At 41.9% G+C, this 21,350-nt stretch carries 21 protein-coding genes; 7 read left to right on the top strand and 14 right to left on the bottom strand.

What is annotated here, in order from left to right; genetic code table 11:
* Positions 1–2 precede the first annotated feature (2 nt).
* The 13 genes from MHN81_RS00890 to MHN81_RS00830 form a co-directional block, all read right to left on the bottom strand.
* Complete coding sequence (locus tag MHN81_RS00890) at positions 3–1,613, bottom strand: FapA family protein (RefSeq protein ID WP_239424803.1); 1,611 nt, start codon at positions 1,611–1,613, stop codon at positions 3–5.
* Positions 1,614–1,991: 378 nt separating this feature from the next.
* Entirely contained in the window at positions 1,992–2,384 is a 393-nt protein-coding gene (locus MHN81_RS00885) for a RidA family protein (RefSeq protein WP_023399754.1), read from the bottom strand.
* Positions 2,385–2,395: 11 nt separating this feature from the next.
* Positions 2,396–4,498: a bifunctional GTP diphosphokinase/guanosine-3',5'-bis pyrophosphate 3'-pyrophosphohydrolase gene (gene spoT / locus MHN81_RS00880; protein WP_023399755.1), complete on the bottom strand. Its 2,103-nt coding sequence runs from the start codon at positions 4,496–4,498 to the stop codon at positions 2,396–2,398.
* Between the two features lie 183 nt (positions 4,499–4,681).
* A complete protein-coding gene (rpoZ, locus tag MHN81_RS00875; protein ID WP_023399756.1) occupies positions 4,682–4,957 on the bottom strand; it encodes a DNA-directed RNA polymerase subunit omega in 276 nt (91 codons plus the stop codon).
* 122 nt (positions 4,958–5,079) lie between these two features.
* The gene (gene gmk / locus MHN81_RS00870; protein ID WP_023399757.1) at positions 5,080–5,703 is read right to left on the bottom strand and encodes a guanylate kinase; all 624 of its coding nucleotides are present in this window, start codon (positions 5,701–5,703) and stop codon (positions 5,080–5,082) included.
* Positions 5,704–5,800: 97 nt separating this feature from the next.
* Positions 5,801–7,813 (bottom strand): methyl-accepting chemotaxis protein, encoded by a 2,013-nt coding sequence (locus MHN81_RS00865; protein ID WP_239424802.1) that lies wholly within the window; start codon positions 7,811–7,813, stop codon positions 5,801–5,803.
* Between the two features lie 681 nt (positions 7,814–8,494).
* Positions 8,495–9,310 (bottom strand): hypothetical protein, encoded by an 816-nt coding sequence (locus MHN81_RS00860; protein ID WP_023399760.1) that lies wholly within the window; start codon positions 9,308–9,310, stop codon positions 8,495–8,497.
* A 762-nt stretch (positions 9,311–10,072) separates the two neighbouring features.
* Positions 10,073–10,213, bottom strand: a complete 141-nt coding sequence (locus MHN81_RS00855) for a hypothetical protein (protein ID WP_023399761.1) — start codon at positions 10,211–10,213, stop codon at positions 10,073–10,075.
* Between the two features lie 415 nt (positions 10,214–10,628).
* The gene (locus tag MHN81_RS00850) at positions 10,629–10,775 is read right to left on the bottom strand and encodes a hypothetical protein (protein WP_239424801.1); all 147 of its coding nucleotides are present in this window, start codon (positions 10,773–10,775) and stop codon (positions 10,629–10,631) included.
* 427 nt (positions 10,776–11,202) lie between these two features.
* A complete protein-coding gene (locus MHN81_RS00845) occupies positions 11,203–11,346 on the bottom strand; it encodes a hypothetical protein (protein ID WP_239424800.1) in 144 nt (47 codons plus the stop codon).
* Positions 11,330–11,860: a hypothetical protein gene (locus MHN81_RS00840; RefSeq protein ID WP_239424799.1), complete on the bottom strand. Its 531-nt coding sequence runs from the start codon at positions 11,858–11,860 to the stop codon at positions 11,330–11,332. The genes MHN81_RS00845 and MHN81_RS00840 overlap by 17 nt, the downstream gene beginning before the upstream one ends.
* Positions 11,861–11,866: 6 nt before the next feature.
* Positions 11,867–12,151, bottom strand: a complete 285-nt coding sequence (locus MHN81_RS00835) for a helix-turn-helix transcriptional regulator (protein ID WP_239424798.1) — start codon at positions 12,149–12,151, stop codon at positions 11,867–11,869.
* A gap of 548 nt (positions 12,152–12,699) precedes the next feature.
* Positions 12,700–13,374 carry a hypothetical protein gene (locus tag MHN81_RS00830; protein ID WP_239424797.1) on the bottom strand — a complete coding sequence of 225 codons (675 nt, stop codon included), beginning with the start codon at positions 13,372–13,374 and terminating at the stop codon, positions 12,700–12,702.
* Positions 13,375–13,616: 242 nt separating this feature from the next.
* Here MHN81_RS00830 and MHN81_RS00825 point away from each other — a divergent pair, with 242 nt between their 5' ends.
* Positions 13,617–14,741: a helix-turn-helix domain-containing protein gene (locus tag MHN81_RS00825; RefSeq protein WP_239424796.1), complete on the top strand. Its 1,125-nt coding sequence runs from the start codon at positions 13,617–13,619 to the stop codon at positions 14,739–14,741.
* A 149-nt stretch (positions 14,742–14,890) separates the two neighbouring features.
* Positions 14,891–15,748 carry an alpha/beta hydrolase-fold protein gene (locus tag MHN81_RS00820; protein WP_239424795.1) on the top strand — a complete coding sequence of 286 codons (858 nt, stop codon included), beginning with the start codon at positions 14,891–14,893 and terminating at the stop codon, positions 15,746–15,748.
* A 141-nt stretch (positions 15,749–15,889) separates the two neighbouring features.
* Here the strand turns inward: MHN81_RS00820 and MHN81_RS00815 are convergent, their stop codons facing one another.
* Positions 15,890–16,750, bottom strand: a complete 861-nt coding sequence (locus MHN81_RS00815; RefSeq protein WP_023399776.1) for a YicC/YloC family endoribonuclease — start codon at positions 16,748–16,750, stop codon at positions 15,890–15,892.
* 153 nt (positions 16,751–16,903) lie between these two features.
* Between MHN81_RS00815 and rph the strand changes: the two genes are divergently transcribed.
* The 5 genes from rph to MHN81_RS00790 all read left to right on the top strand — a co-directional run bounded on the left by rph (position 16,904) and on the right by MHN81_RS00790 (position 21,350).
* The gene (rph, locus tag MHN81_RS00810; RefSeq protein WP_023399777.1) at positions 16,904–17,617 is read left to right on the top strand and encodes a ribonuclease PH; all 714 of its coding nucleotides are present in this window, start codon (positions 16,904–16,906) and stop codon (positions 17,615–17,617) included.
* 14 nt (positions 17,618–17,631) lie between these two features.
* Positions 17,632–18,276, top strand: a complete 645-nt coding sequence (gene pyrE / locus MHN81_RS00805) for an orotate phosphoribosyltransferase (protein WP_023399778.1) — start codon at positions 17,632–17,634, stop codon at positions 18,274–18,276.
* A gap of 139 nt (positions 18,277–18,415) precedes the next feature.
* Positions 18,416–19,765, top strand: a complete 1,350-nt coding sequence (mpl, locus tag MHN81_RS00800; RefSeq protein ID WP_239424794.1) for a UDP-N-acetylmuramate:L-alanyl-gamma-D-glutamyl-meso-diaminopimelate ligase — start codon at positions 18,416–18,418, stop codon at positions 19,763–19,765.
* A gap of 4 nt (positions 19,766–19,769) precedes the next feature.
* Positions 19,770–20,387, top strand: a complete 618-nt coding sequence (locus MHN81_RS00795; RefSeq protein WP_239424793.1) for a flavin prenyltransferase UbiX — start codon at positions 19,770–19,772, stop codon at positions 20,385–20,387.
* Positions 20,388–20,429: 42 nt separating this feature from the next.
* Positions 20,430–21,350 carry an ABC transporter ATP-binding protein gene (locus MHN81_RS00790; RefSeq protein ID WP_023399781.1) on the top strand — a complete coding sequence of 307 codons (921 nt, stop codon included), beginning with the start codon at positions 20,430–20,432 and terminating at the stop codon, positions 21,348–21,350.

Below are 21,350 nucleotides of genomic sequence, written 5' to 3'. Positions count from 1 at the left end.
CCCTAACTTTTAAACTCAATCTCAATTTGGCCATCAATTAATTTTGCGGTGCACGGAGGGTAGCTGCGATTTGTCGTATATGTTTTATCAAAAATATGTATCTCGACGCCAGAGTGAAGTGCAGATGTAGCCTGCAAGTGTGTACCTTCGAGTAATTCATGCAATGTATGGTCGAGTTCGCTGAGCTTATTTTCCAATGCTTCAGCTTGTTGACAGTAATGAGTTTGGGTTGCACTGATTTTTGCCATGAGCACTTTCTTTTTTTCGACATCTTTAAGCTGATCTGCTTTTTCAACCGCTTTTTGAAGATTATCAAGTTGCTCGTCAGTTTCTCCCAAGTCTCTTATACACTGGTCGGTTTTACTGGTGATCTCAACTCCTGAGTTAGCAAGATAGACTGACATGGTGGCACCTGATGGGCTGCCGATCTCTCCCGCTGTAATTGATTGGGCATCAAATACTGTACCGCCTATAAGTTTACCGCGAGGGTTATCTTCCAACCCTATTCTGACAGTTCGTAAGGCTTTTATATCGCAGTGATTTGCTTGTTTTTGAATGTAGATATTTCGCGCTTCCAAATAGGTGTACTGTCCGTGTACGATATCAATGTTGCCCTCGGCAATGAGCTTGCAAGTTAAGCTTTGATCGTTGTCACTGTGATCCAAGTGGCCAATAACACCTCCACGCACTTCAATGTTGCCATCACTGATAATTTCTCCTGACTCAACCGTGCCCATGACAGTAACATCACCAGACGCTTTTACGCGCATGCCGGGTTCGACATTGTGAGTAACAATGACACTACCGCTAAATTCAATATGTCCAGATTTAACATTGACGTCAGCGATGGTAAAAATATCATCTACGCGCATACCATTTTGAATATCTGAAGGGCAGCCGGCAATGGTTGCAATGAGTTCTAGCGGGTTCGTTGGAGAAATTTCTGTGCCTTCTCCTGCAACTAACTGAAATGATTCACCTGGCATAGGTTCAATGCTTTCTCCTGTCACTGTAAATCCCTCTTTGCCCGGCGTGGCAGGGCGTTGAGTGATCAATAGTGTGCCGGGAGAGACGCTGGATAAAGCGCCAAAATCACGCATATCTACTGTGCCATCTTCTCTGAGTTTTGGCTGCTTCAAGCGTTCTTTTAGGGTCAAAACATGCGAGATCAGCTTGGCTGGCAGACCATTTTCTGGTGGGCGACCTTGTGCGATAACACCGTGATGCTCAGAGCCCGGAGGTGCATCAAATTGTTTGGAAAGAATACTTTCTAAGAAGGCTTGCTTATACCCTCTGCATACGCCGGACTTTACGATGATTTTTTTAGCTTGATCTAGGCTAATGAGACTGCCACCTTGCGCAGTCCTTAAAGTGGCTGAAGCCTGCATCTTATCTTCTGAAATGGAGATCCGTAACTGGGCGTTTTTTTGTTTTGCGACCAGCAATTGTTGCTCAGCATCTTGACTCTGGAAATAGGCGGCAATGGAGTCGTGATCTACTTCACAATCGGCATAGGGTGAGCACTCAAGCGCCTCGACGATGAAGGCTTGGCTAGGTGGCGTAGCTGACGCAACGTCCATTAATATTTGGCCATCTTTAGTGACTTTAAACACAGACTATTCCTTATAGACCGAGCGGCTCTATAAAAGAGTCCGCACTTCAACTTACCCTTTTTATTTGCAGTGGCGGCAAAAAATACCTCTTACACACAACATATTATTTGTAGTTAGTATGACAACCAAATGCTCAATAAATTCCGACATTCACCTTTAAAGCTGTAAAACCAAGCATCGATTGACTCATTTTATTAGGTTATACGTATGTATGTGTTACCAGCTTGCTTAATTAATATTATGTAGTCAAGCTGTTAAGATCAAAGTTCGCTGGAGAATTTTAGGCTTTTTGTGTATTTGCTCTCTTCGTTTAACACATAGAAGCAAAAACGGCCCGCTAAAAGCGGGCCGTTTTGATGTAAGTTCAACAATGAAAATTTAATTCATTGAAGGCAGTTCCATAATACCGTCAATCTCTATTTGGACATTTTTTGGCAACTCTTTTACACCTATAGCTGCTCGTGCAGGGTAAGGGGTTTTAAAGTACTGGCTCATAATTTCATTGACGGTTGCAAAGTTACTCAAGTCAGTCATGAAAATGTTTACTTTCACCATGTCCTGAAGTTGCCCGCCAGCCGCTTCACATACAGCTGATAGGTTTTTAAATACTTGGTGTGTTTGCTCACTAAAATCTTCTGAAACGATTTCCATAGTGTTTGGCACCAATGGAATTTGGCCCGATAAATAAACAGCGGTGCCAACCTTAATTGCCTGATTGTATGTACCGATTGCGGCCGGAGCTTGATCGGTAGAAATAATCGCTTTGTTCATAATAACTTCCTTTAGCGTTTTCTATACACGCGTTGCACGTCTGGCATAACGCGAATCTTACGCATAATATTTGCGACGTGGATCCTATCTTTAACGGTCACGCCTAAATCAATAATATATAAATTACTTTCTTTTTCTTCAGTGGCGATTTCAACAATATTCGCTTGAGCACTGGAAACCACGTTGGTCAGCTTAGCTAGTGCACCTTGGTGATTGATGATTTCAACGCGCAGAGCTGCAATGTATTCTTTTTCTGGGTTATCTTCCCACTTTACAACACAATATTTAGCACGCTCGCTTTCCCAGCCTTTGATGTTGCGACACTCTTGTCTGTGCACCATTAACCCTTTGCCTTGGCTAACATAGGCTGCGATGGCATCACCAGGAACAGGACGGCAGCATTTAGCATAGGTGACAAGCATACCTTCAGTACCAATTATTGCTGCCTTTGCTTGTTTGGCAAGGCTTTCAATGCCATCGTCCGCTTGCAGTAGGCGTTTGGCTATGAGCACACTCATAATATTACCGTTGCCAATCTCGACTAAAAGCTCAAGCAAGGTATTGAGGTCGTGCTCTTCTAATACACGCTCAATTTGCTCGGTTGGAATATCATCCAGTTTTTGTTCACCTAACGCTGAATCGAGCAGTCGTCGGCCAAGTTGAATTGACTCTTCTTGATGCTGACTTTTCAGATAGTTTCTCACGCCTAAACGCGCTTTACCTGTGACGATAAAGTTAAGCCATGTCGCATTGGGGTGCGCCCCGGAACTGGTAATAACTTCTACCGTTTGGCCGGTGTCTAGTGCTTTGCTCAGCGGATAAGGTTTGCGGTTAACTCGAGCCCCAACGCAGGTGTTACCAACATCGGTATGAACGGCATAAGCAAAATCAACAGCAGTCGCACCCATGGGGAGTTCGACGATTCGGCCATCTGGCGTAAACACATAAATCTCTTCAGGGAAGAGTTCAGTTTTGACGTTTTCGACAAATTCAAATGACGAACCAGCACTTTGTTGTAATTCAAGCAAGCTTTGCATCCACTGACGTGCGCGTTGCTGAGCTGTATGTCCTGCACTGTCACCGGATTTTTTATACATCCAATGTGCAGCAACCCCTTTGTCAGCCATATGATCCATGTCGTGGGTACGGATCTGAATTTCAACAGGAATACCGTGTGGGCCGACTAGCGAGGTGTGTAAAGATTGATAGCCATTGGTCTTAGGTACCGCGATATAATCTTTGAAACGCGTTTCAATTGGCTTATACAAGTTGTGAGCCACACCGAGGACACGATAACAGGTATCTATGTCGTCGACATTGATGCGAAAAGCATAAATATCCATGACTTCATTAAACAGCAGCTCTTTATTGAGCATCTTACGGTAAATGCTATAGAGGTGCTTTTCACGTCCTTTGACAGAAGCCGAGATACCGCTTTCTTCCAAACGAGATTCAATCTCTGTCTGAATATTGCTGATCACTTCTTTGCGGTTACCACGCGCTTTGGCAACTTCAGATTTTAATGCTCTATGGCGCATCGGATATAAGGCTTGAAAACCTAAGTCTTCAAGCTCATTTTTGATATCGTGGATACCTAAACGATTGGCAATAGGTGCAAATATTTCGAGTGTTTCTCTGGCAATGCGTCGACGTTTTTCAGGTCTTAAAAACCCTAATGTACGCATATTATGTGTTCTATCAGCCAGTTTGATAAGAATAACACGTATATCTTGTGTCATTGCCATGATCATCTTGCGATAGTTTTCAGCTTGAAACTCTTTTTTATCTTTAAAGTCGAGTTTGTCTAGCTTACTGACTCCAGCAACGAGTTCAGCAACGGTTTCACCAAATATTTCAGCCAGATCTGCCTGACTAAAATCGGTGTCCTCGATAACATCATGCATCAGCGCAGCCATGAGGGTTTCATGGTCTAACTTCATGCTGGCAAGTATCTGTGTCACTTCAACCGGGTGAGTGATATAAGGTTCACCACTTGAGCGAGTCTGACCTTCGTGCGCTTCGCGAGCGACAACATAGGCTTTTTGTACCAGCTCGACGTCTTCTGGTGATAGGTACTCTGAGATTTTTTTCTTGAGGCCTTCAAATAGATACATTCACACTCCAATGTTCCAGTGAAGTTAATAGATAGTTATTATTGAATATACGATGAATTGGCTCGGAAGCCAACGCAAAGGCGTATAGCTTTTGCAATATAATGAAAAAAAACGCCAGCTAGAAGCTGGCGTTATCTTAAACTTTACTTAGATTCGGCTTAAAAAGCCGTCTAGAAGTTTATTTTAGCGGTTACCACCAACGATAGCTGCTACAGCTGCAAGCTCAGCGGCCTCTTGGTTTTGTTGCTCTTCACGATCGATCAAATCTAGAGAGTCTGTTGTTACCAGACCTTCTTCAATTTCACGTAGCGCAATAACGGTTGGCTTGTCATTTTCAGCATCAACCATTGGATCTTTGCCACCAACAGAAATTTGACGAGCGCGACGCGCTGCAACAAGGATTAAATCGAAACGGTTACCAATTTTATCTACTGCATCTTCTACAGTTACGCGAGCCATCGAAGCACTCCAAAAAATTATACATTTAGCAAAGGGCTAGTTTACTTGAAACCACCGAGTTCGCCAAGTGAATGGTTAAAATTTATCGTTAATCTACACAGTAATAGGGGGACAATGCAGGTTTATTCTGCTAAAAGTTCCGCAATTAGTGCCTGATGACGTACTTGTTGTGCTTTAGTTTGTAGTCTCGCGGCAACAACGATGTGCTCAAGTTCGGTTAAAGCTGTCTCAAACTTGTCGTTGACAATGACATAGTCAAATTCGTTGTAATGACTACTTTCTGATTTTGCTTCGGCCATTCTTGCTGCTATTACTTCTTGCGAATCTTGGCCGCGATTGTTTAAGCGCTGCTCCAGTTCATTTTGAGAAGGAGGCAAAATAAAGATTGTTTTTACTTCAGGCAAAAGCGTTCTTACTTGTCTCGCTCCTTGCCAGTCAATGTCTAGAAAGACATCAATGCCATTGTTAAGTTGATCTTCAATGGCCTGTTTTGATGTGCCATAGTAGTTTTCAAATACTTGTGCCCATTCAAAAAAGTCCCCTTTATCAATCAAGGCTTTAAATTCATCCACTGTGACAAAGTGGTAGTGCTCACCATTATTCTCTCCTGGGCGAGGGGAGCGCGTTGTATGGGATACCGAAACTTTAATGTTGGCTTGTTTGTCCAATAAAGCTTTGATCAGGCTAGATTTACCTGCACCTGAAGGGGCAGATAAAATAAACAAGTTACCGCGTGTCTTTGTCATAGTGGAACCTTTGTGTACGCAAAAGGGAGCAATAGAGCTGATTACTGCCCGTAAAAAGCCCTATTTTAAATCTTTGTGCGCCTCGTTACCAGTTTGACTAACTGCGCAATCTAAATCGACTCACTAAAACGGCTAACTCTTCGGCTTGCTTATTCAGTTCCTGTGCCGAGTGCGCCGCGACTTGTGTGTCTTGCAACGAGCTCTGACTCGATTGCTCAATTTGTGAAATATCACGTGCCATTTCGCTTGCGACAACAGATTGCTCCTCTGTGGCGGTTGCGATTGACTGGATCATGGACGCAATTTCACTTGCGCCTGTAACAATGCCTTCAAGTTGTGTTCCTGCATCTTCAGCCATAGAAACACTATGATTTACTTGAGCAACACTGTTTTCCATGGACTTAACAGCATGCTCGGTTTGAGATTGAATTGACTGCACAGTACTGACAACTTCTTCAGTGGCTTTTGAAGTGCGCTCAGCCAAGGTTCTTACTTCATCAGCTACTACGGCAAATCCGCGGCCCTGTTCGCCTGCACGTGCGGCTTCAATTGCAGCGTTGAGCGCCAGTAGATTAGTTTGTTCTGCAATGCTGCCTATCACGCCGATCACATTACCTATTTGGCTACTTAGCTCACCGAGGTGAGTGACATTTTCAGCGGTGTCTTGCACTTCATTGGAAGCAGATTTTATTTTCTCTACCGTTGATGTAACCGTTGAGCCCCCTTCAGATGCAAGGCTGCGCGCGCCATCTGCATGACTGGCAGCGACCTGACTTTGCGATGCCACCTCTGATACTGTGGCACTCATTTGCTCAATTGCCGTAGCAACCTGAGTGGACTGATCTGCTGACGCCTGACTTCGGGACGCAATTTGATTATTGGTCTCTGCAATGTTGTCGCTGGAAGTTTTAACATCATTCACCACATTACTGATGGCCTGTAACAACGTGTTCAACGAGTTTGACATTTTATTAGTGGCTTCGGCCAAGCTATCTATTTCATCTTTACCTGCATGAGACAGAAGTGGCCTTGAAATATCACCTTCACTTATTCTTTCGGCTATCGTAAGCACCTGGCTCAATCTGGTTACAATCGAGCGGCTGATCACATAGGCAACCGCAATCGCTATAATGGCCGCGATTAAAGTGATCATAATAATAATCACCAAGGTGGTGTTGAGACCTTCTACGAGTAAGTCTAATGCCCTTATGGCGTCGTCTTTTTCTTCTTCGCTCGATACATCAAGGATTTTAGACAGCTCAATCATTTGCTTTGACGTCAAATCGGCGAGTTTACGCTGTGCTTTCACATACGCCGTAGAGTCATAGCTTTTAAATATATCTTTAGCTTCGCTTTGAATCGTACCGAACATCTCTTCAATACGGGCAATATCTCGCAGTTCATTCGGTTTTTGTTCTAGTGGCTTGAGTAAATTCAAGTAGTGCCTAAAGCTTTCTGCATCGTCATTAAAATCAGCTTCCGCACCGCTTGCTCCTGTGGTATGAGAAATGATGGCCGCTATCATATCGCCAGCTTCATCAACCAGTTCTAGGTAGTACCGGACTCCCGGTAAGTCATCGTTGAGTGACTCTTGTAAGTCAGTAGATTTCAGTGCGTCATTGAATTCTTGCTCTTTTAAAGAGTCCAGTAAACTTTCCAACTGTTCGCCAGTTTCTTGCTCAAGCTTATCTACGCGTTGCTTCACCTGCTCATAAGCTCTTGGGTCGTATTTGGCGAATATCTCGTTGTTAACTTCACGGTGGAAGGTTTCAGCAAGGGTCATGATCCGCGCCATTTTCTCGCGGTCAGCTTGTTTTGCCGACTCATATCCATACAGCTCTTTTTGGGTGGATTTGAAGCGCTCAAACAGCTGGTTAAACTGCCCCACTTTACTGATATCTCCGTTGAGGTATTCAAGCGCGATGTTGCTTAATTGGTACTCTAGGTGTAGTAATCGGTTGTATAAAATCATCCCCGGCAAATCATCGCCTTTTACTTCGAATGCACGGGCAGTTTCGGTGGAAACTTTAAACCAAACGACAGTACTGGAAAACACCATCAATGCTATGAGGCAGCCAAAGGCCAAATAAAGCTTTTTACTCAAGTTCATATTGTTACCCAAGAAAGTTATGTACTCCGATTCCTTGGAATATCAAATTTGCCTTCCCAAATTATTATTTAAGGATACGAAAATTGCGAATTTCAGAATTAATTTGAGTGATTGTTTCTTATCCAGATATGAAGAAGTTCATAAATTAGGGTTACTTGGTTAAAGTACAGGTTTTAAGCGTCAAACAACCAAATACTAGATTTGAACAACTAATATCGAGCTGTGGTATTGGGCTTACACGTATTTTTGAAACATAGCTTTGTTTAATTAGGCGGTAATAACGTTGGTGAGTTAGGCTAAAACGCAGTGTGGCTGCAGAGCGTTCAATTGAATTGTGCAAAGGATTCTCAAGCTACACTTTTGTTGCGAGAAATATAGTCACAAATCCAAGTCACAGAGAATGAGCTTTTAGGCCAAGCCGCTATGTAGGCTCAGCCTATATGCCAATCAGTTTTCACTGTTGCTCAGAGGCTTTCTTGAATGAAAAATTGCCAAGGCAATATAAACACACGTCGCATACATATTTAGTAGGGGGACCACCGCCATGCAAACTGCAACAACCTTACTGTATTTATATTTCTGTGCCACGAAAATATTAATCGCAAGACAAATTAACACTTGAATCACAAGCACTACCGGGGCTAAATGTAATTCGCCATTTCTAAGCATTTCTATCATAGTTTAAGTCCTGTTAATGGGGACAATCGTAACTCTGCCCCTTACTCCTGAATAAATTACTCTTACTCTAATTCCGTACTCAGCCGCTTTTTGAATGTACTGCTCAAGCTTATATTGCGACGAAAATTGATAAGTTCCTTCGATAGATGTACCTGCATCTGGAATTCGATTTCCATCAGAGTCAATCGCACTATGCCGTGTGTAGGATAAGCGCAATTTAGTACCAGATCGCAAAGTTGCTGCTTTCATTATGAGTTGAGAGCCATCTTCGAACTCAAATAATAGTTCAATTCCAGCAAGTGGGTCGTAAAATAAGCCGCCAAATATCGAAATTATTTGTGTCGACCAATACTTCAATGAATCGTTTTGTGCAGCCCAATCGTCAAATCTATCTCTGCTACTACTATTTCGCGCCATCTCCCAAGCGGAGCGGTAGCCGCTAGAGGCGGGAACTCGCGTCTTTTTGGCCAAATACATATAAGATTGTGCACGTTTGGCCTGATCAATTAGGTGTTGAGGCGTCGATGACCTTCTTGCGGTCACTGTGGTTTCAATTTCTCCAAACCTATTTAATTCTGGTCGAGAAGTGACGCGAAATGAGCCTGCAATGCCATTGGGAATACTAACTAAATGAACGATATAGGTAGATGACATACTATCGCCATTGGTCCTATCAAAAATGTAAGATTTGGCTTTACTTTGCATTGCGCCAATAGATGAACAACTAGAGCAAGTTATGTAATTGTCTGCGTGTGCTTCTAGGTTGGTAAAAAGCATAAATAGCGTGAATAAAACAGAGTTGAGTAGCTCTTTTTTCATATTGATATCTCCTTATTGAATTGCTTGTTAAATGTTGTCTAGTTTGGTTGATTCAGCAATTAAATGGAGTTGAGTAAATATCTGATTCAATTGACTTTATATTAACTATTTTATCGAGTGAGTGGTTTGTTGCACATATTGAGAAGTGGTAGCAAAAACAGGGTTTAAGTAGTTGTTTTTATGAGGGGGCTTTAGGCTTGTTCGGTCGCAAATATTCTCAATTTAAAATTTTATATCGTTAATTATTGAATAGAGCGCTTGTCTTGCGGTCTTGCTTGGTCTTAGGGTGGGGGGAGCTTGTTTTGTTGGCATCTTGGTCTAGGGTATTACTTATGCTGAAAGCTTCCGAAGAATAGAAATAATGGGTACGTAGCCGTTTGGTAACCTGGACTATATTGAGAGCTTTATCTATCTTACGCCTTGTTCTGATATGAACAATTTTTTAAGTGAGCAATTAGGAATTTCTTTATTCAGAATGTATTCAATTGAATGATAGTCATTACCTTCGTATTAAGGGGGAGATTGTATTCTTAAGTTTAGGAAAAGAGTTAAGATGACTTCTTAAGTCACTGAACTCTAGAAAATTAAGCTCTTAATTACGAGTAAAGAGAGAATGTATTAGAAAATAAGTACTTTGATATGTTTGTCAGCAGGAAATCTTCATATTTTTGCAAATCAACAGCCGTTATAAAAATGTATATATTCATACAAAAAGCGCCATTAAAGGCGCTTTCTGCACTAAAGAATGAATAGGCTCAGCTACTATCTAAAACAAGAATGTGGAGTAATCTTGGGCTTAGATGCTGGTTGGTTCACCGACTGAGCACGTTGTGGCAAGTCAGGATCTCTAGAGTGCTGTCCACCTTGGATACGCGCTAAAAATTCAATATTTAGTTTGTTCATCGTTCTATTCCTTCGATTGCAGTTGTATCGTGTGGCTAAAGTAATGCGTAGAAAGTCCTACTAAATGTGGTTATTACATTACCTGAGCTTTTTTCATAGTTTGTTTTAGTAAGTTCTATTTAAGACAAATAGCACTGAGAATCAGAGTCGAGAATGCTTAACCGGCTCTTTAACTGTCGACTAAATGTCCAGCGTTAGAATTAAAGAGTCGTTTGTTGAAACATTAGGGTTTATTTTGTGCAGTATGGTCTGAGTTCTAGGTGGGAGCTTGGGGGCATTGGCACTGCCACAGACAATATGTTTTGTATGAATTTTACTAAGTACTTTCATATTTTAATTTCCTTATAAAATACTTTTTCATGTATATTTTCATCGGAGTAAGCGCAAACATGCACCTACTCATTGAAGTGAAGGTTTAATCTTCTAGTGACTTTTTATAAATTCCACTTTTCTCAATTCTTGGTAGTGCGACATGTTGAGCTCTTTGTGGTAAACTTGGTGAATCTGCACTTCCTGTCCCGCCTTGAACGAGCGTTAAAAGATCAAGTTTCAGTAATTTCATAATCCATTTCCTTAGACATTGTTGGTATTGATAGCGTTTTAAGCACCTGCGTAAGACGAGCGTAATCAATAAAATACATTATCTCGTAAGTAAATCCTTATGTAGGTGTTACCTATCCATACAAGCAACCACTTCAAGCTATCCACTCCTCCTTTAAGGACACATCTCTTAAGGGAGTTAGACAACAGTGCTGTGGGTAAACTTGGTAGCTTGCAAATGTATATTTTCATAATAGAAGACGCACTAAAAATGCACCTTCTAAATATTTGTCAGGCAATTACGCTTGTTTCAAAATTTTCTATTGAGCTCTCTGGTGTGCCGGGGAGCTCGTATGAACTCCTCCATATATATTTTTAGTACCTTAATATTTAATGTCTTCACTATTCAATTCCTTCTAGTAAAGTTATGTAGTGATATGAGACAGCTCTTAGCCTCTTTCTTCATTGCGTTTTGAAGTTGGTGTTAATGTATTCCTTGGCTGCTTAACTGATTGGGCTCTATGTGGTAGGTCTGGGGCTCGAGCGTCTCCACCAACAATAATTTTAGTCATTTGTTTATTCAGTATTTTCATAATTCAATTCCCTCGATTCAGCTTGGAGTGCATATGCTAAAAAGCAAGCACAAAGTAAAAGCTGGATAACCATAATAATGTTATTTCTGAAATAGAGTTTAAAATAAGCATTATCAATCCAATAATACTTATATGCTAACACTTCAAACCAAGTAACTAAGTTGACCACAGCAGCTCCAAAAAAGATGATTAAAATCATACATTCTTGAGAGGAAAGACTTTGCTTTTCATGTACTTGTTGATAAAAATTAGCCCCGATTTTCTTATGGAGAAATAACGCCAAATCCCTACGATAAACTACTGGTAGTATAAACACAATATTTAGAAATGCTTGGAAAATATAGTAATGAGTTTTCCATTCGAATGTTATTGAAAACATAGTCATATTAATCAGGATAACTACAAGATATGAAATGAAAAACCACCGTGCTGTGGCAACTTTCCAGCTTACTATTAGCCCTAAAATAATAAAAATGAATAGAGCATGATCGACTAGTGAATAAAGTTCGTACATGGTTTTTTACTCCTTTTCTTGCTCTTCTTGTTGTTTATCTGCAATTACCGATGCTTTAAAATCGAAGATACCGCTTAAGTCTTTACCAAAAATAAGAAATAACTCAAATAGTTGTGTAAACGTCATATCCGTTTTTCCAGACTCATAATTACTGATGGTTGCTTGGTCAACTCCTAGCTTTCTACCTAGCTGCTCTTGAGTCCATTTCTTTTCCCTGCGCAGTTGTCGCATTGAACGCTGGACATACATGCGAAAGTTCTCTGTTTTGATCCTTCTTGTGCTGCCTACCACACCCTTATACCTCTTCCTTAATAGATTGTCGTAAATTATCAATAGATGAAACTTTGCGCAACTAAAAATTAACAAAAACCCTTTAAAATTAGCATTTTATAAAAGTATTAATAAAAATAAGGTGGATTAATCGAAGTCTTAATAGGGGAGTTGTTTACATGAATGTTGTTATATAAGGTACTGTTATGGATGCGTAAGCTTACAGTTTTTATGTGCGCTTCTTTTACCCTTTATCAATACAGCTTTACATTAGCGCCTTCTCATATTTCTAAGTAGGCTGTTATCAGGAGATTACTTAAGCTGTTATTTATGTCCTTAGCGCGGTCACCAAATTTTTAACACCACTTTAGTTCTTTCTACTTCATGTTTGCATTGAGCTATTTAAGCACCTTCACTAATGGAGGTGCTGCAAAGCACGACTGTTGTTCAAGTTTTCTTGCTATAGGTGGGTGGGTAACTGGTTACTTGTATTCCTCATGCAAACGTTTTTTTGCAAACAAAAGCCAGTGCGCTAGCCACTGGCAATCAATGCTGAATAGTTTACAGCGCTAAAACTTATGCCAAAGTTTTTGGATTTTACCTTTAAACAACCAGTACACCATAAGGCCGAGTACGAACTTTTCTGGCAAGCTTAACCATACCGAATATTGTAGATTTTCAGGGAACAACTTGGCTTGCCCTTCGAAAAAAGCACTGCACGCGATATATAAAGTAAAGGCCATTCGCCAAATGTGTTGGCTCATGCGCTGTTTAAAGCTATGAGCTTTCCCAAGTCCAAACAACAAGTCATAGCCAAAAGCAATTAAGGTGACTAACGCAAATTCATAGTACTTGATCGCTGGAATTTGGAAGTGGCCAAAATCATCGGTGATGCCATTCATGGCAAGGTAGCTTAAATAACTGGCATAAACAAAAACGGGCAAACCCAAAAATATCGGTAAGTACCTTGTAATTATTAGATATTTAACCTTTTTCTGAACATATAACCAACTGGTTGCAATCAGGTAAGCTGTCAACACCGCGGCAAACATAGAAATATGTACAGCTCTTATATAGGCATAATAAAACCCAGTCACAGCCATTAATATCATGGCTATCACGTATATTCGGCCAATGAAGATGTGGTTAAGCGACCCCTTTTTAGCAATAAAGGCTGAAAAACCCGCAATTAGTCCCGCACCACCAAACACCATGTGGCCAACCATTCCTACTGTTAAACTCATTATTACCTCTCTTTGCTTTAACAAGGATATCGTGTTAAATCTGCACTATTTGTTGTAACGATGCGTCCGAGAAAGCTAGGTAGGACTAAAAACTGCTTCAAAATGAATGATTAAAAGCGTGCGCTGCGGTAAATTAGGAGTAACTATAAAGCGCTCAGGAATACCATTTAGTACCGATGGCAAGTCTAGATATTTGGAAAGTCATAATTTCGTCAATGACCATTGCAATGTGTTTTTTATCAATGGCAATAGTGCTGACTAAGCAGTCTGGGCGAAGTGATCAAGAGCGATTCCTTGCGCTATTTTTGTTTATTTATGGCTTGGTTAAGTTTGACCAACTTTACATGCACACTAACAGTTTTGAAATATGGCCGCATCTTGCGGGGATCATGTTCTCGCTCAAGCTATTTTTACCTTCTGTTATGTACTTTTATACTAGGTCGTTAACCGAACAAAAAGAGCAACGGTTTAAGCGCCAAGATACTTTTGCATTATGCGCTCCTTTTATCGCAGCGTTAGTTGCTACGCCTTATTATGTGTTGTCGGCAGAGCAAAAGGTGGCGCTCATGAACCCGTTAACGCGCGATCCTGTGTTGTATGAGCGTGCTGTATTAGGGTGTCAGATAGGTTTGGTTTTATTTGTTGTCACTGCTTTTACATACTTGGGCATGTCTTTTAAGTTGTTCAGAGCCCATACATCGCGACTGAGAATGTTGTTTTCACAAATTGAAGATAAACAAATTAGTTGGTTGCGATGGGTAATTATAGTAATCACACTGGCTTGGATATGGTACGCAATTTGTGAACTATGGCTGTTGACAGGTAAACAACCGGGCAGTGTTTATTTAACCAATATGGTTATTGAAATGTTCTTTGTTGGTTTTATTGCACTTCGGGGCATCAATCAGCAACCGGTGTATCAAGAGTCTAATGCTGAATTGGATTGGGTCGAAACAGCCTCAAATTCAGACAAAGAGTCTGTGTATTCAAAATCGAGTTTGACTGAAGAGGCGAGAGTAGAAATTGCCAAAAAGCTCCTTTATGTTATGGACGTTGAACAGCTCTATAAAGACAGTGAGTTATCGCTGCGGACTTTGTCTGACAAAATCCAAGTCTCTGAAGTGCGAATATCAGAAACTTTTAGCCAGCATATGAAGACAAGCTTCTTCGATTTTGTGAATCAACACCGAGTGCGCGAAGCATGTCGATTACTTCAACAAACGGATCACAAAATTGTCGCCGTTGCTTTTGACGCGGGTTTTAATTCACGTTCGACATTTGGTGCTGCATTTAAAAAGTATATAAAACAAAGCCCTAGCCAATATAGAAAGCAACATAGCGCAAACGCTGCATCAAGGGGAGGTTAAAAGAGATAAGTAAGGTGCGTAATCCATAACGTGTCCAGATAAGCTGGGTCGGTCGCCTGTATACTATTTCGGTGAAAATATAGCGTTTCATTGACCAATGTTGTTTGGTCCAGATTTAACGACAATATTTAAGCCGAAATAGGATTAACATGTACAGATTCTTTATTTTATCTCTTTTATTTTTTTATCAGCACCTTGCATGGGCAAACCTTGATGCAACAAGCAAACTTACTGCATTTTCATTACCTAACTCGTCTGTTTATGAAATTAAATCAGAGAAATTGGGTAGAACCTATCCTGTTTTTATTGCTGTTCCCAAAGGTTACTCAAAAACAACGAAGACCAAATACCCAGTGGTTATTGTGAACGATGGCCCTTATGCATTTCCGTTAGCGGCGAGTTCACTGAGTGTACCCATGAGTGCAGGTGTGCTCGAAAAAGTCATTTTAGTGGGTATTGGGTTTTCGAAGGGAGACAATATGATGCATAGCCGCATTCGAGATTATACCCCTTCGATTGATGCTAATTGGCGCGCTTTCAAACCCGGTCAAGCCCAGCAATACCTAAGCTTTATTGAAAGTGAGTTACTGCCATTTATTGAAGCCAGATACTCAATTGACCAAAACAAACGTACCTTGGTAGGGCATTCTGCTGGTGGTTTATTTGCCAGTTACGTATTACTCAATAAACCCGACTTGTTTGAGAGCTATGTGGTATTAAGCGGCGCTTTTTTCTGGGACAAACGATTGTTGTTTAAACAAGAAAGGGAATACGCAAAAAATCACGATGACCTAGCGGCTCGGGTGTATTTTGCCGTAGGCACACATGAAACATCAAAAAGGTATCCTTTCAAGTGGCTGGAATATCAAACGGCCTTTGTAAAACAGCTGTCAGGTCGGCGTTATGCAAACTTAAACATTAAACAGGATGTGATCGAAGAAGGGCTGCATGAAACAACCTTCCCAATTGGATTTATGCGCGCAATGCAATGGCTTTATTCAAAGTGATATAGCTATCAGTTTAAGATAGCTGGTTTTAAATTGCTTAGTTGAGCAATTGTCTAGGAACCCTTGCAATCGTATTTGCCAATAAACACAAAAAAGCCCAGTAATGCTGGGCTCTTGTCAAAAATTCGGTTTACCAAAATATCACTCAATATTTTGGATCTGCTCACGCATTTGCTCAATCAAGACTTTAAGCTCAACGGCGGCGTTGGTGATCTCTGAATTGATTGACTTAGAGGCCAAGGTGTTCGACTCGCGGTTAAACTCTTGCATCATAAAGTCCAAACGACGGCCGCATGCACCGCCTTTTTTCAAGATTTTATGGGTCTCTTTAACGTGAGACTTTAAGCGGTCTAGCTCTTCTGCTACATCTTGTTTTTGTGCAAGGTAGATAAGTTCTTGCTCTAGGCGAGACTCATCGATATCAGCTTGTAGTTCTTCAAGTTTTTGCGAAAGCTTGTCGCGCTGCCACTTGGTGACTTCTGGCATATGGCCTTCAACGATAGATACTTGCTCAAGAATGCCGTCTAAACGCGTGGTGATCATGTTCTCAAGGTTTGCACCTTCAGACGCTCTGGCTGCTTTAAAATCTTGAACTAGCTCATCAAAGCCAGCTAACAAAGCGCCATTGACTTCGTCTAAATCAACTTCTTCCGCTTCCATAACGCCGGGCCAGCGCAAAATTTCAGTCGGGTTAATGTCACCACCGCTGATAGATTGCACCCATTTTGCGTTTTCAAGAATTTGTTTTGCAAGGGTTTCATTGATAGACAGCTGACCAACGTGAGCTGGGTTTGCTGCAAATTTTAAATAGACTTCCACTTTGCCTCGCTGTAATTGCTTGCGAAGGCGTTCACGTACTACTGGCTCTAGTGCCCTGAATTGCTCCGGCGCGCGGATAAATGTTTCGAGATAGCGTTGATTAACTGAGCGGATCTCCCAAACCCCAGTGCCCCAATCGCCTTTAATCTCTTTTCGAGCGTAGGCGGTCATACTATGGATCATATAAAGTTCCTATTTAATTTAGTTTGCGTGGCCATTATAGCCTAAGAAAAACGCTGCTCGATAGGTAAAGCTAAGATTTCTTTTGGTATTGCGTGGCATAGCGCAAAGGATCCCTTTATAATATTGCGAAACTTTGATGATAGGGGAACGTGGATGCGTCCAAGCGAAAGAACTGCAAATCAGATTAGACCTGTAACATTTACCCGTAACTATACAATGCATGCCGAAGGGTCGGTGCTTGTAGAGTTTGGCAATACAAAAGTGCTGTGTACAGCCACTGTGGAAGCGGGCGTACCGCGTTTTATGAAAGGACAGGGTAAAGGTTGGATCACTGCAGAGTACGGTATGCTTCCTCGCTCTACTCATACCCGTAATGGTCGCGAAGCTGCAAAAGGCAAGCAAGGCGGTCGTACAATGGAAATTCAACGCCTGATCGCACGAGCTTTACGTGCCGCTGTTGACCTATCTGCACTGGGTGAAAACACCATTACTATTGATTGTGATGTACTGCAAGCAGATGGCGGAACACGTACTGCATCTATCAGCGGTGCTTGTGTTGCCCTTGTTGATGCCCTGACGCATATGCGTGCCAAAGGTATGATCAATGCCAATCCTCTTAAGTTTATGATTGCAGCGATCTCAGTTGGTGTATACAACGGTGAAGCCATTAGTGATTTAGAGTACCTTGAAGACTCAGAAGCTGAGACTGATATGAATGTGATCATGACAGAAACAGGTAAGTTAATTGAGGTTCAGGGCACCGCTGAAGGTGAACCTTTCTCATTCGAAGAACTTGACGAGTTACTGGCACTAGCCAAGCATTCAATTCGTGAGATCATCGATATTCAAAAACAAGCATTAGCGTAAACAAAAGGTTAGTTATGAAACAGTATCAAAAAGATTTTATCGAGTTTGCTCTTGAAAAGCAGGTACTTAAGTTTGGTGAGTTTACGCTTAAATCAGGTCGTACAAGCCCTTACTTTTTTAACGCAGGTTTATTTAACACTGGCCGCGACCTTGCGCGCTTAGGTCGCTTTTATGCTGCGGCACTAGAGGATGCGGGCATTGAGTATGATGTGCTGTTTGGCCCTGCGTACAAAGGTATTCCAATTGCAACAACTACGGCGGTTGCACTTGCTGATCACCATGACAAAGATGTGCCTTATTGCTTTAATCGTAAAGAGAAAAAGCAACACGGTGAGGGTGGCAACCTAGTAGGTTCTGAGCTTAAAGGCCGTATCATGTTAGTTGATGATGTGATCACAGCAGGTACAGCGATCCGTGAGTCGATGGAAATCATCAAGGCGAACGAAGCGGATTTAGCAGGTGTGTTAATTGCGCTTGATCGCCAAGAAAAAGGCAAAGGCGAGCTTTCAGCGATTCAAGAAGTTGAACGTGACTTCGGCACTGCAGTGGTATCCATTGTAAAGCTAGCTGATTTGATTACTTACCTTGAGCAGCAAGGTAGTGCTTCTGAGCACTTAGCAGCAGTAAAAGCTTACCGCGACCAATATGGTGTTGCTTAATCAGCTTCGCTCGATTTGAAAAATACCAGCCAAGTGGCTGGTATTTTTTTGTCTGTGCAAAAGTGTTTTGCATATAAAGTCAGCCTAGGCTCATTGGAGTATGTTACTCTTACTGCAATTTTCATAACTAGCTGAACTTATGCATATTCATATTCTTGGGATCTGCGGCACCTTTATGGGGGGCATTGCAGCCATTGCACAATCTTTGGGCCATAAAGTAACAGGCTCAGATCAAAACGTTTACCCGCCAATGAGTACCCAACTAGAGTCTTTGGGGATTGAGTTAACCCAAGGCTATGATCCAGCTCAGCTAGAGCCCAAACCGGATGTGGTGGTGATCGGTAATGCTATGAGCCGCGGCAATCCGTGTGTTGAATATGTGCTAGAAAAAGGCCTACCATACACCTCGGGGCCTGAGTGGTTAAAACATCATGTGTTGCAAGACGCGTGGGTACTGGCAGTTGCCGGCACCCATGGCAAAACCACCACGGCAAGTATGCTCGCATGGTTACTAGAATACGCAGGCCTTAAACCCGGATTTTTAATCGGTGGAATTGTACAAAATTTCGGTCTGTCAGCACGTGTAACAGACACGCCATTTTTTGTGATTGAGGCGGATGAATACGACACCGCTTTTTTTGATAAGCGCAGCAAGTTTGTACATTACCTCCCTCGTACTTTAATTTTAAATAACTTGGAATTTGATCACGCCGATATTTTTGCGGACTTAAACGCCATTCAAACTCAGTTTCACCACCTAGTAAGGACTTTACCGGGGCAGGGGAAAGCCATCTATCCAGCACAAGATAATGCAATAAATGAAGTACTTGAACGCGGATTTTGGAGTCAAAAAGAATCGCTCGGCGGAGATTGGTCGTATCAATTAATCAGCTCAGATGGCAGTCGCTTTAAAGTACTGCTCGAGAGTGAGGTTGTTGGAGAGGTAAGCTGGTCTGCTATTGGTGAGCACAATGTGAAAAACGCCATGATGGCGATAGCGGCAGCGCGTCATGTTGGGATCCCGGTGGAAGTAAGTATCGAAGCATTGCAAACCTTTAAGTCGCCAAAACGACGTATGGAGCTCAAAGCTGAGATTGGCGGAGTGCGAGTATATGATGACTTTGCGCACCATCCTACCGCGATAAAAATGACCCTAGCAGGTCTTCGTGCAAAAGTGGGCGATGATGAAATTATCGCCATTTTAGAGCCGCGTTCAAACACCATGAAAATGGGCGTACATCAAGATACCTTGATGAATGCGTTACAAGCGGCAGATAGCGCGTTGGTATATGAGCCTGATGGACTGGCTTGGTCACTCAAAGATGCGGCGCAAAAAGCTGGACGACAGTGTTTTTCAAGTACTGACGAGATCATTGCTCAAGTCATTGCGCAGGCCAAACCAAATCAACATATTTTAATTATGAGCAATGGTGGTTTTAATGGCATCCATGATGCCATAACGACTGAGCTAGAAAAGGTAATGTCATAAACATATGTCACAATATAAAGATCCTATCACATTAGCATTTAGTGGAGCATCCGGTGCGCCCTACGGTTTAAGGTTACTAGAGGTTTTAGTTGCACTGGACTATCAAGTGTATGTACTTATTTCCAGCGCGGCACGGGTGGTACTAGATACCGAATCTAATGTTAAGCTTTCTGGGAATGAGGCTAAGGCAACTGAACAGCTCAGTGCTTTGTGCAATGCCAAAGACGGTCAAATTCAAGTGTTTGGTAAAGACAATTGGTTTAGCCCTGTGGCATCTGGTTCTGCGGCACCGAAAAAAATGGTCGTTTGTCCGTGTAGTGCAGGTAGTGTATCTGCCATTGCGTTAGGGGCCTCGGATAATTTACTTGAGCGCGCAGCCGATGTGGTAATTAAAGAGCGTGGTCAATTAATTTTAGTACCTCGCGAAACGCCGTTTAGCCCAATTCATTTAGAAAATATGCTCAAACTGAGCCAATTGGGTGTCACCATCATGCCAGCAGCGCCTGGTTTTTATCATCAGCCTCAGTCTATTGAAGACTTGGTGGACTTTATGGTTGCGCGGATTTTAGATCATCTGAACATAGAGCATAATCTCGCTAAACGCTGGGGTTACGGGGATTAAATTGATTCAAAACACATTATGGGGATTGGGGATCCGAAGTACATGACAACTGCATTAAGTATAAAAGGCTTAAGAAAAGTCTATAAAAACGGTGTTGAAGCCGTCAAAGGGATCGATTTGGAAGTCGAAGAAGGGGATTTCTTCGCATTATTGGGCCCAAATGGTGCGGGTAAATCAACCACCATAGGCGTAATCGCTTCTTTGGTAAATAAAACCCAAGGTGACGTCAAAGTTTTCGGTCACTCCATTGATACTGCATTGGAAGATGCTAAATCTGAATTGGGGTTAGTACCGCAAGAGTTCAACTTTAGCCAGTTTGAAACCCTCAACCAAATATTGGTGAATCAGGCGGGTTATTATGGTGTACCTCGTCAAGTGGCGCACCAGCGAGCAGAAAAATACCTTAAACAGCTCGGTTTGTTTGATAAAAAAGACAAACAAGCGCGTACCTTGTCTGGTGGTATGAAGCGTCGTTTAATGATCGCACGTGCATTAATGCATGAACCTAAGTTGCTGATACTGGATGAGCCAACAGCTGGTGTAGATATTGAACTGAGACGTTCAATGTGGGACTTTTTACGTGAGATTAATAGCCAAGGCGTCACTATCATACTAACGACCCACTATTTGGAAGAGGCGGAGCTGCTGTGCCGTAATATCGCCATCATTGATAAAGGAGTCATTGTTGAGCACACCACGATAAAAGCGCTACTGGCAAAACTAGATAAAGAAACCTTTGTCTTGGATTTACACGCGCCGATAAAACCCGTGAACCTATCGGGTTATGCGTATTCCTTGGTAGACGATCATACGCTTGAAGTCGAAGTTGAAAAATCACAGGGTTTAAATGGGGTTTTTGCTCAATTAAGTGAGCAGGGAAACACTGTTTTAAGTATGCGCAATAAAGCCAACCGCTTAGAGGAGTTATTTGTGGGGTTATTAGAGCAGGGGCGTAATCAATGA

The organism is Pseudoalteromonas sp. Of7M-16 (assembly GCF_022347805.1).
In the GTDB taxonomy this organism is placed as follows: Bacteria; Pseudomonadota; Gammaproteobacteria; order Enterobacterales; family Alteromonadaceae; genus Pseudoalteromonas; species Pseudoalteromonas luteoviolacea_F.
Note: the sequence above shows the minus strand (reverse complement) of the source record. Positions and strands in the feature narration are given on the sequence as shown.

Excerpts from the sequence above, each read along its gene's own strand:
- gmk (WP_023399757.1), bottom strand. The coding sequence starts at position 5,703 with ATGACAAAGACACGCGGTAACTTGTTTATTTTATCTGCCCCTTCAGGT.
- pyrE (WP_023399778.1), top strand. The coding sequence starts at position 17,632 with ATGAAACAGTATCAAAAAGATTTTATCGAGTTTGCTCTTGAAAAGCAG.
- MHN81_RS00830 (WP_239424797.1), bottom strand. The coding sequence starts at position 13,374 with ATGAGTTTAACAGTAGGAATGGTTGGCCACATGGTGTTTGGTGGTGCG.
- MHN81_RS00790 (WP_023399781.1), top strand. The coding sequence starts at position 20,430 with ATGACAACTGCATTAAGTATAAAAGGCTTAAGAAAAGTCTATAAAAAC.
- rpoZ (WP_023399756.1), bottom strand. The coding sequence starts at position 4,957 with ATGGCTCGCGTAACTGTAGAAGATGCAGTAGATAAAATTGGTAACCGT.
- MHN81_RS00815 (WP_023399776.1), bottom strand. The coding sequence starts at position 16,750 with ATGATCCATAGTATGACCGCCTACGCTCGAAAAGAGATTAAAGGCGAT.
- MHN81_RS00860 (WP_023399760.1), bottom strand. The coding sequence starts at position 9,310 with ATGAAAAAAGAGCTACTCAACTCTGTTTTATTCACGCTATTTATGCTT.
- spoT (WP_023399755.1), bottom strand. The coding sequence starts at position 4,498 with ATGTATCTATTTGAAGGCCTCAAGAAAAAAATCTCAGAGTACCTATCA.
- MHN81_RS00865 (WP_239424802.1), bottom strand. The coding sequence starts at position 7,813 with ATGAACTTGAGTAAAAAGCTTTATTTGGCCTTTGGCTGCCTCATAGCA.
- MHN81_RS00855 (WP_023399761.1), bottom strand. The coding sequence starts at position 10,213 with ATGAACAAACTAAATATTGAATTTTTAGCGCGTATCCAAGGTGGACAG.
- MHN81_RS00820 (WP_239424795.1), top strand. The coding sequence starts at position 14,891 with ATGTACAGATTCTTTATTTTATCTCTTTTATTTTTTTATCAGCACCTT.
- mpl (WP_239424794.1), top strand. The coding sequence starts at position 18,416 with ATGCATATTCATATTCTTGGGATCTGCGGCACCTTTATGGGGGGCATT.
- rph (WP_023399777.1), top strand. The coding sequence starts at position 16,904 with ATGCGTCCAAGCGAAAGAACTGCAAATCAGATTAGACCTGTAACATTT.
- MHN81_RS00845 (WP_239424800.1), bottom strand. The coding sequence starts at position 11,346 with ATGAAAATACTGAATAAACAAATGACTAAAATTATTGTTGGTGGAGAC.
- MHN81_RS00850 (WP_239424801.1), bottom strand. The coding sequence starts at position 10,775 with ATGAAATTACTGAAACTTGATCTTTTAACGCTCGTTCAAGGCGGGACA.
- MHN81_RS00885 (WP_023399754.1), bottom strand. The coding sequence starts at position 2,384 with ATGAACAAAGCGATTATTTCTACCGATCAAGCTCCGGCCGCAATCGGT.
- MHN81_RS00840 (WP_239424799.1), bottom strand. The coding sequence starts at position 11,860 with ATGTACGAACTTTATTCACTAGTCGATCATGCTCTATTCATTTTTATT.
- MHN81_RS00825 (WP_239424796.1), top strand. The coding sequence starts at position 13,617 with ATGGCAATAGTGCTGACTAAGCAGTCTGGGCGAAGTGATCAAGAGCGA.
- MHN81_RS00795 (WP_239424793.1), top strand. The coding sequence starts at position 19,770 with ATGTCACAATATAAAGATCCTATCACATTAGCATTTAGTGGAGCATCC.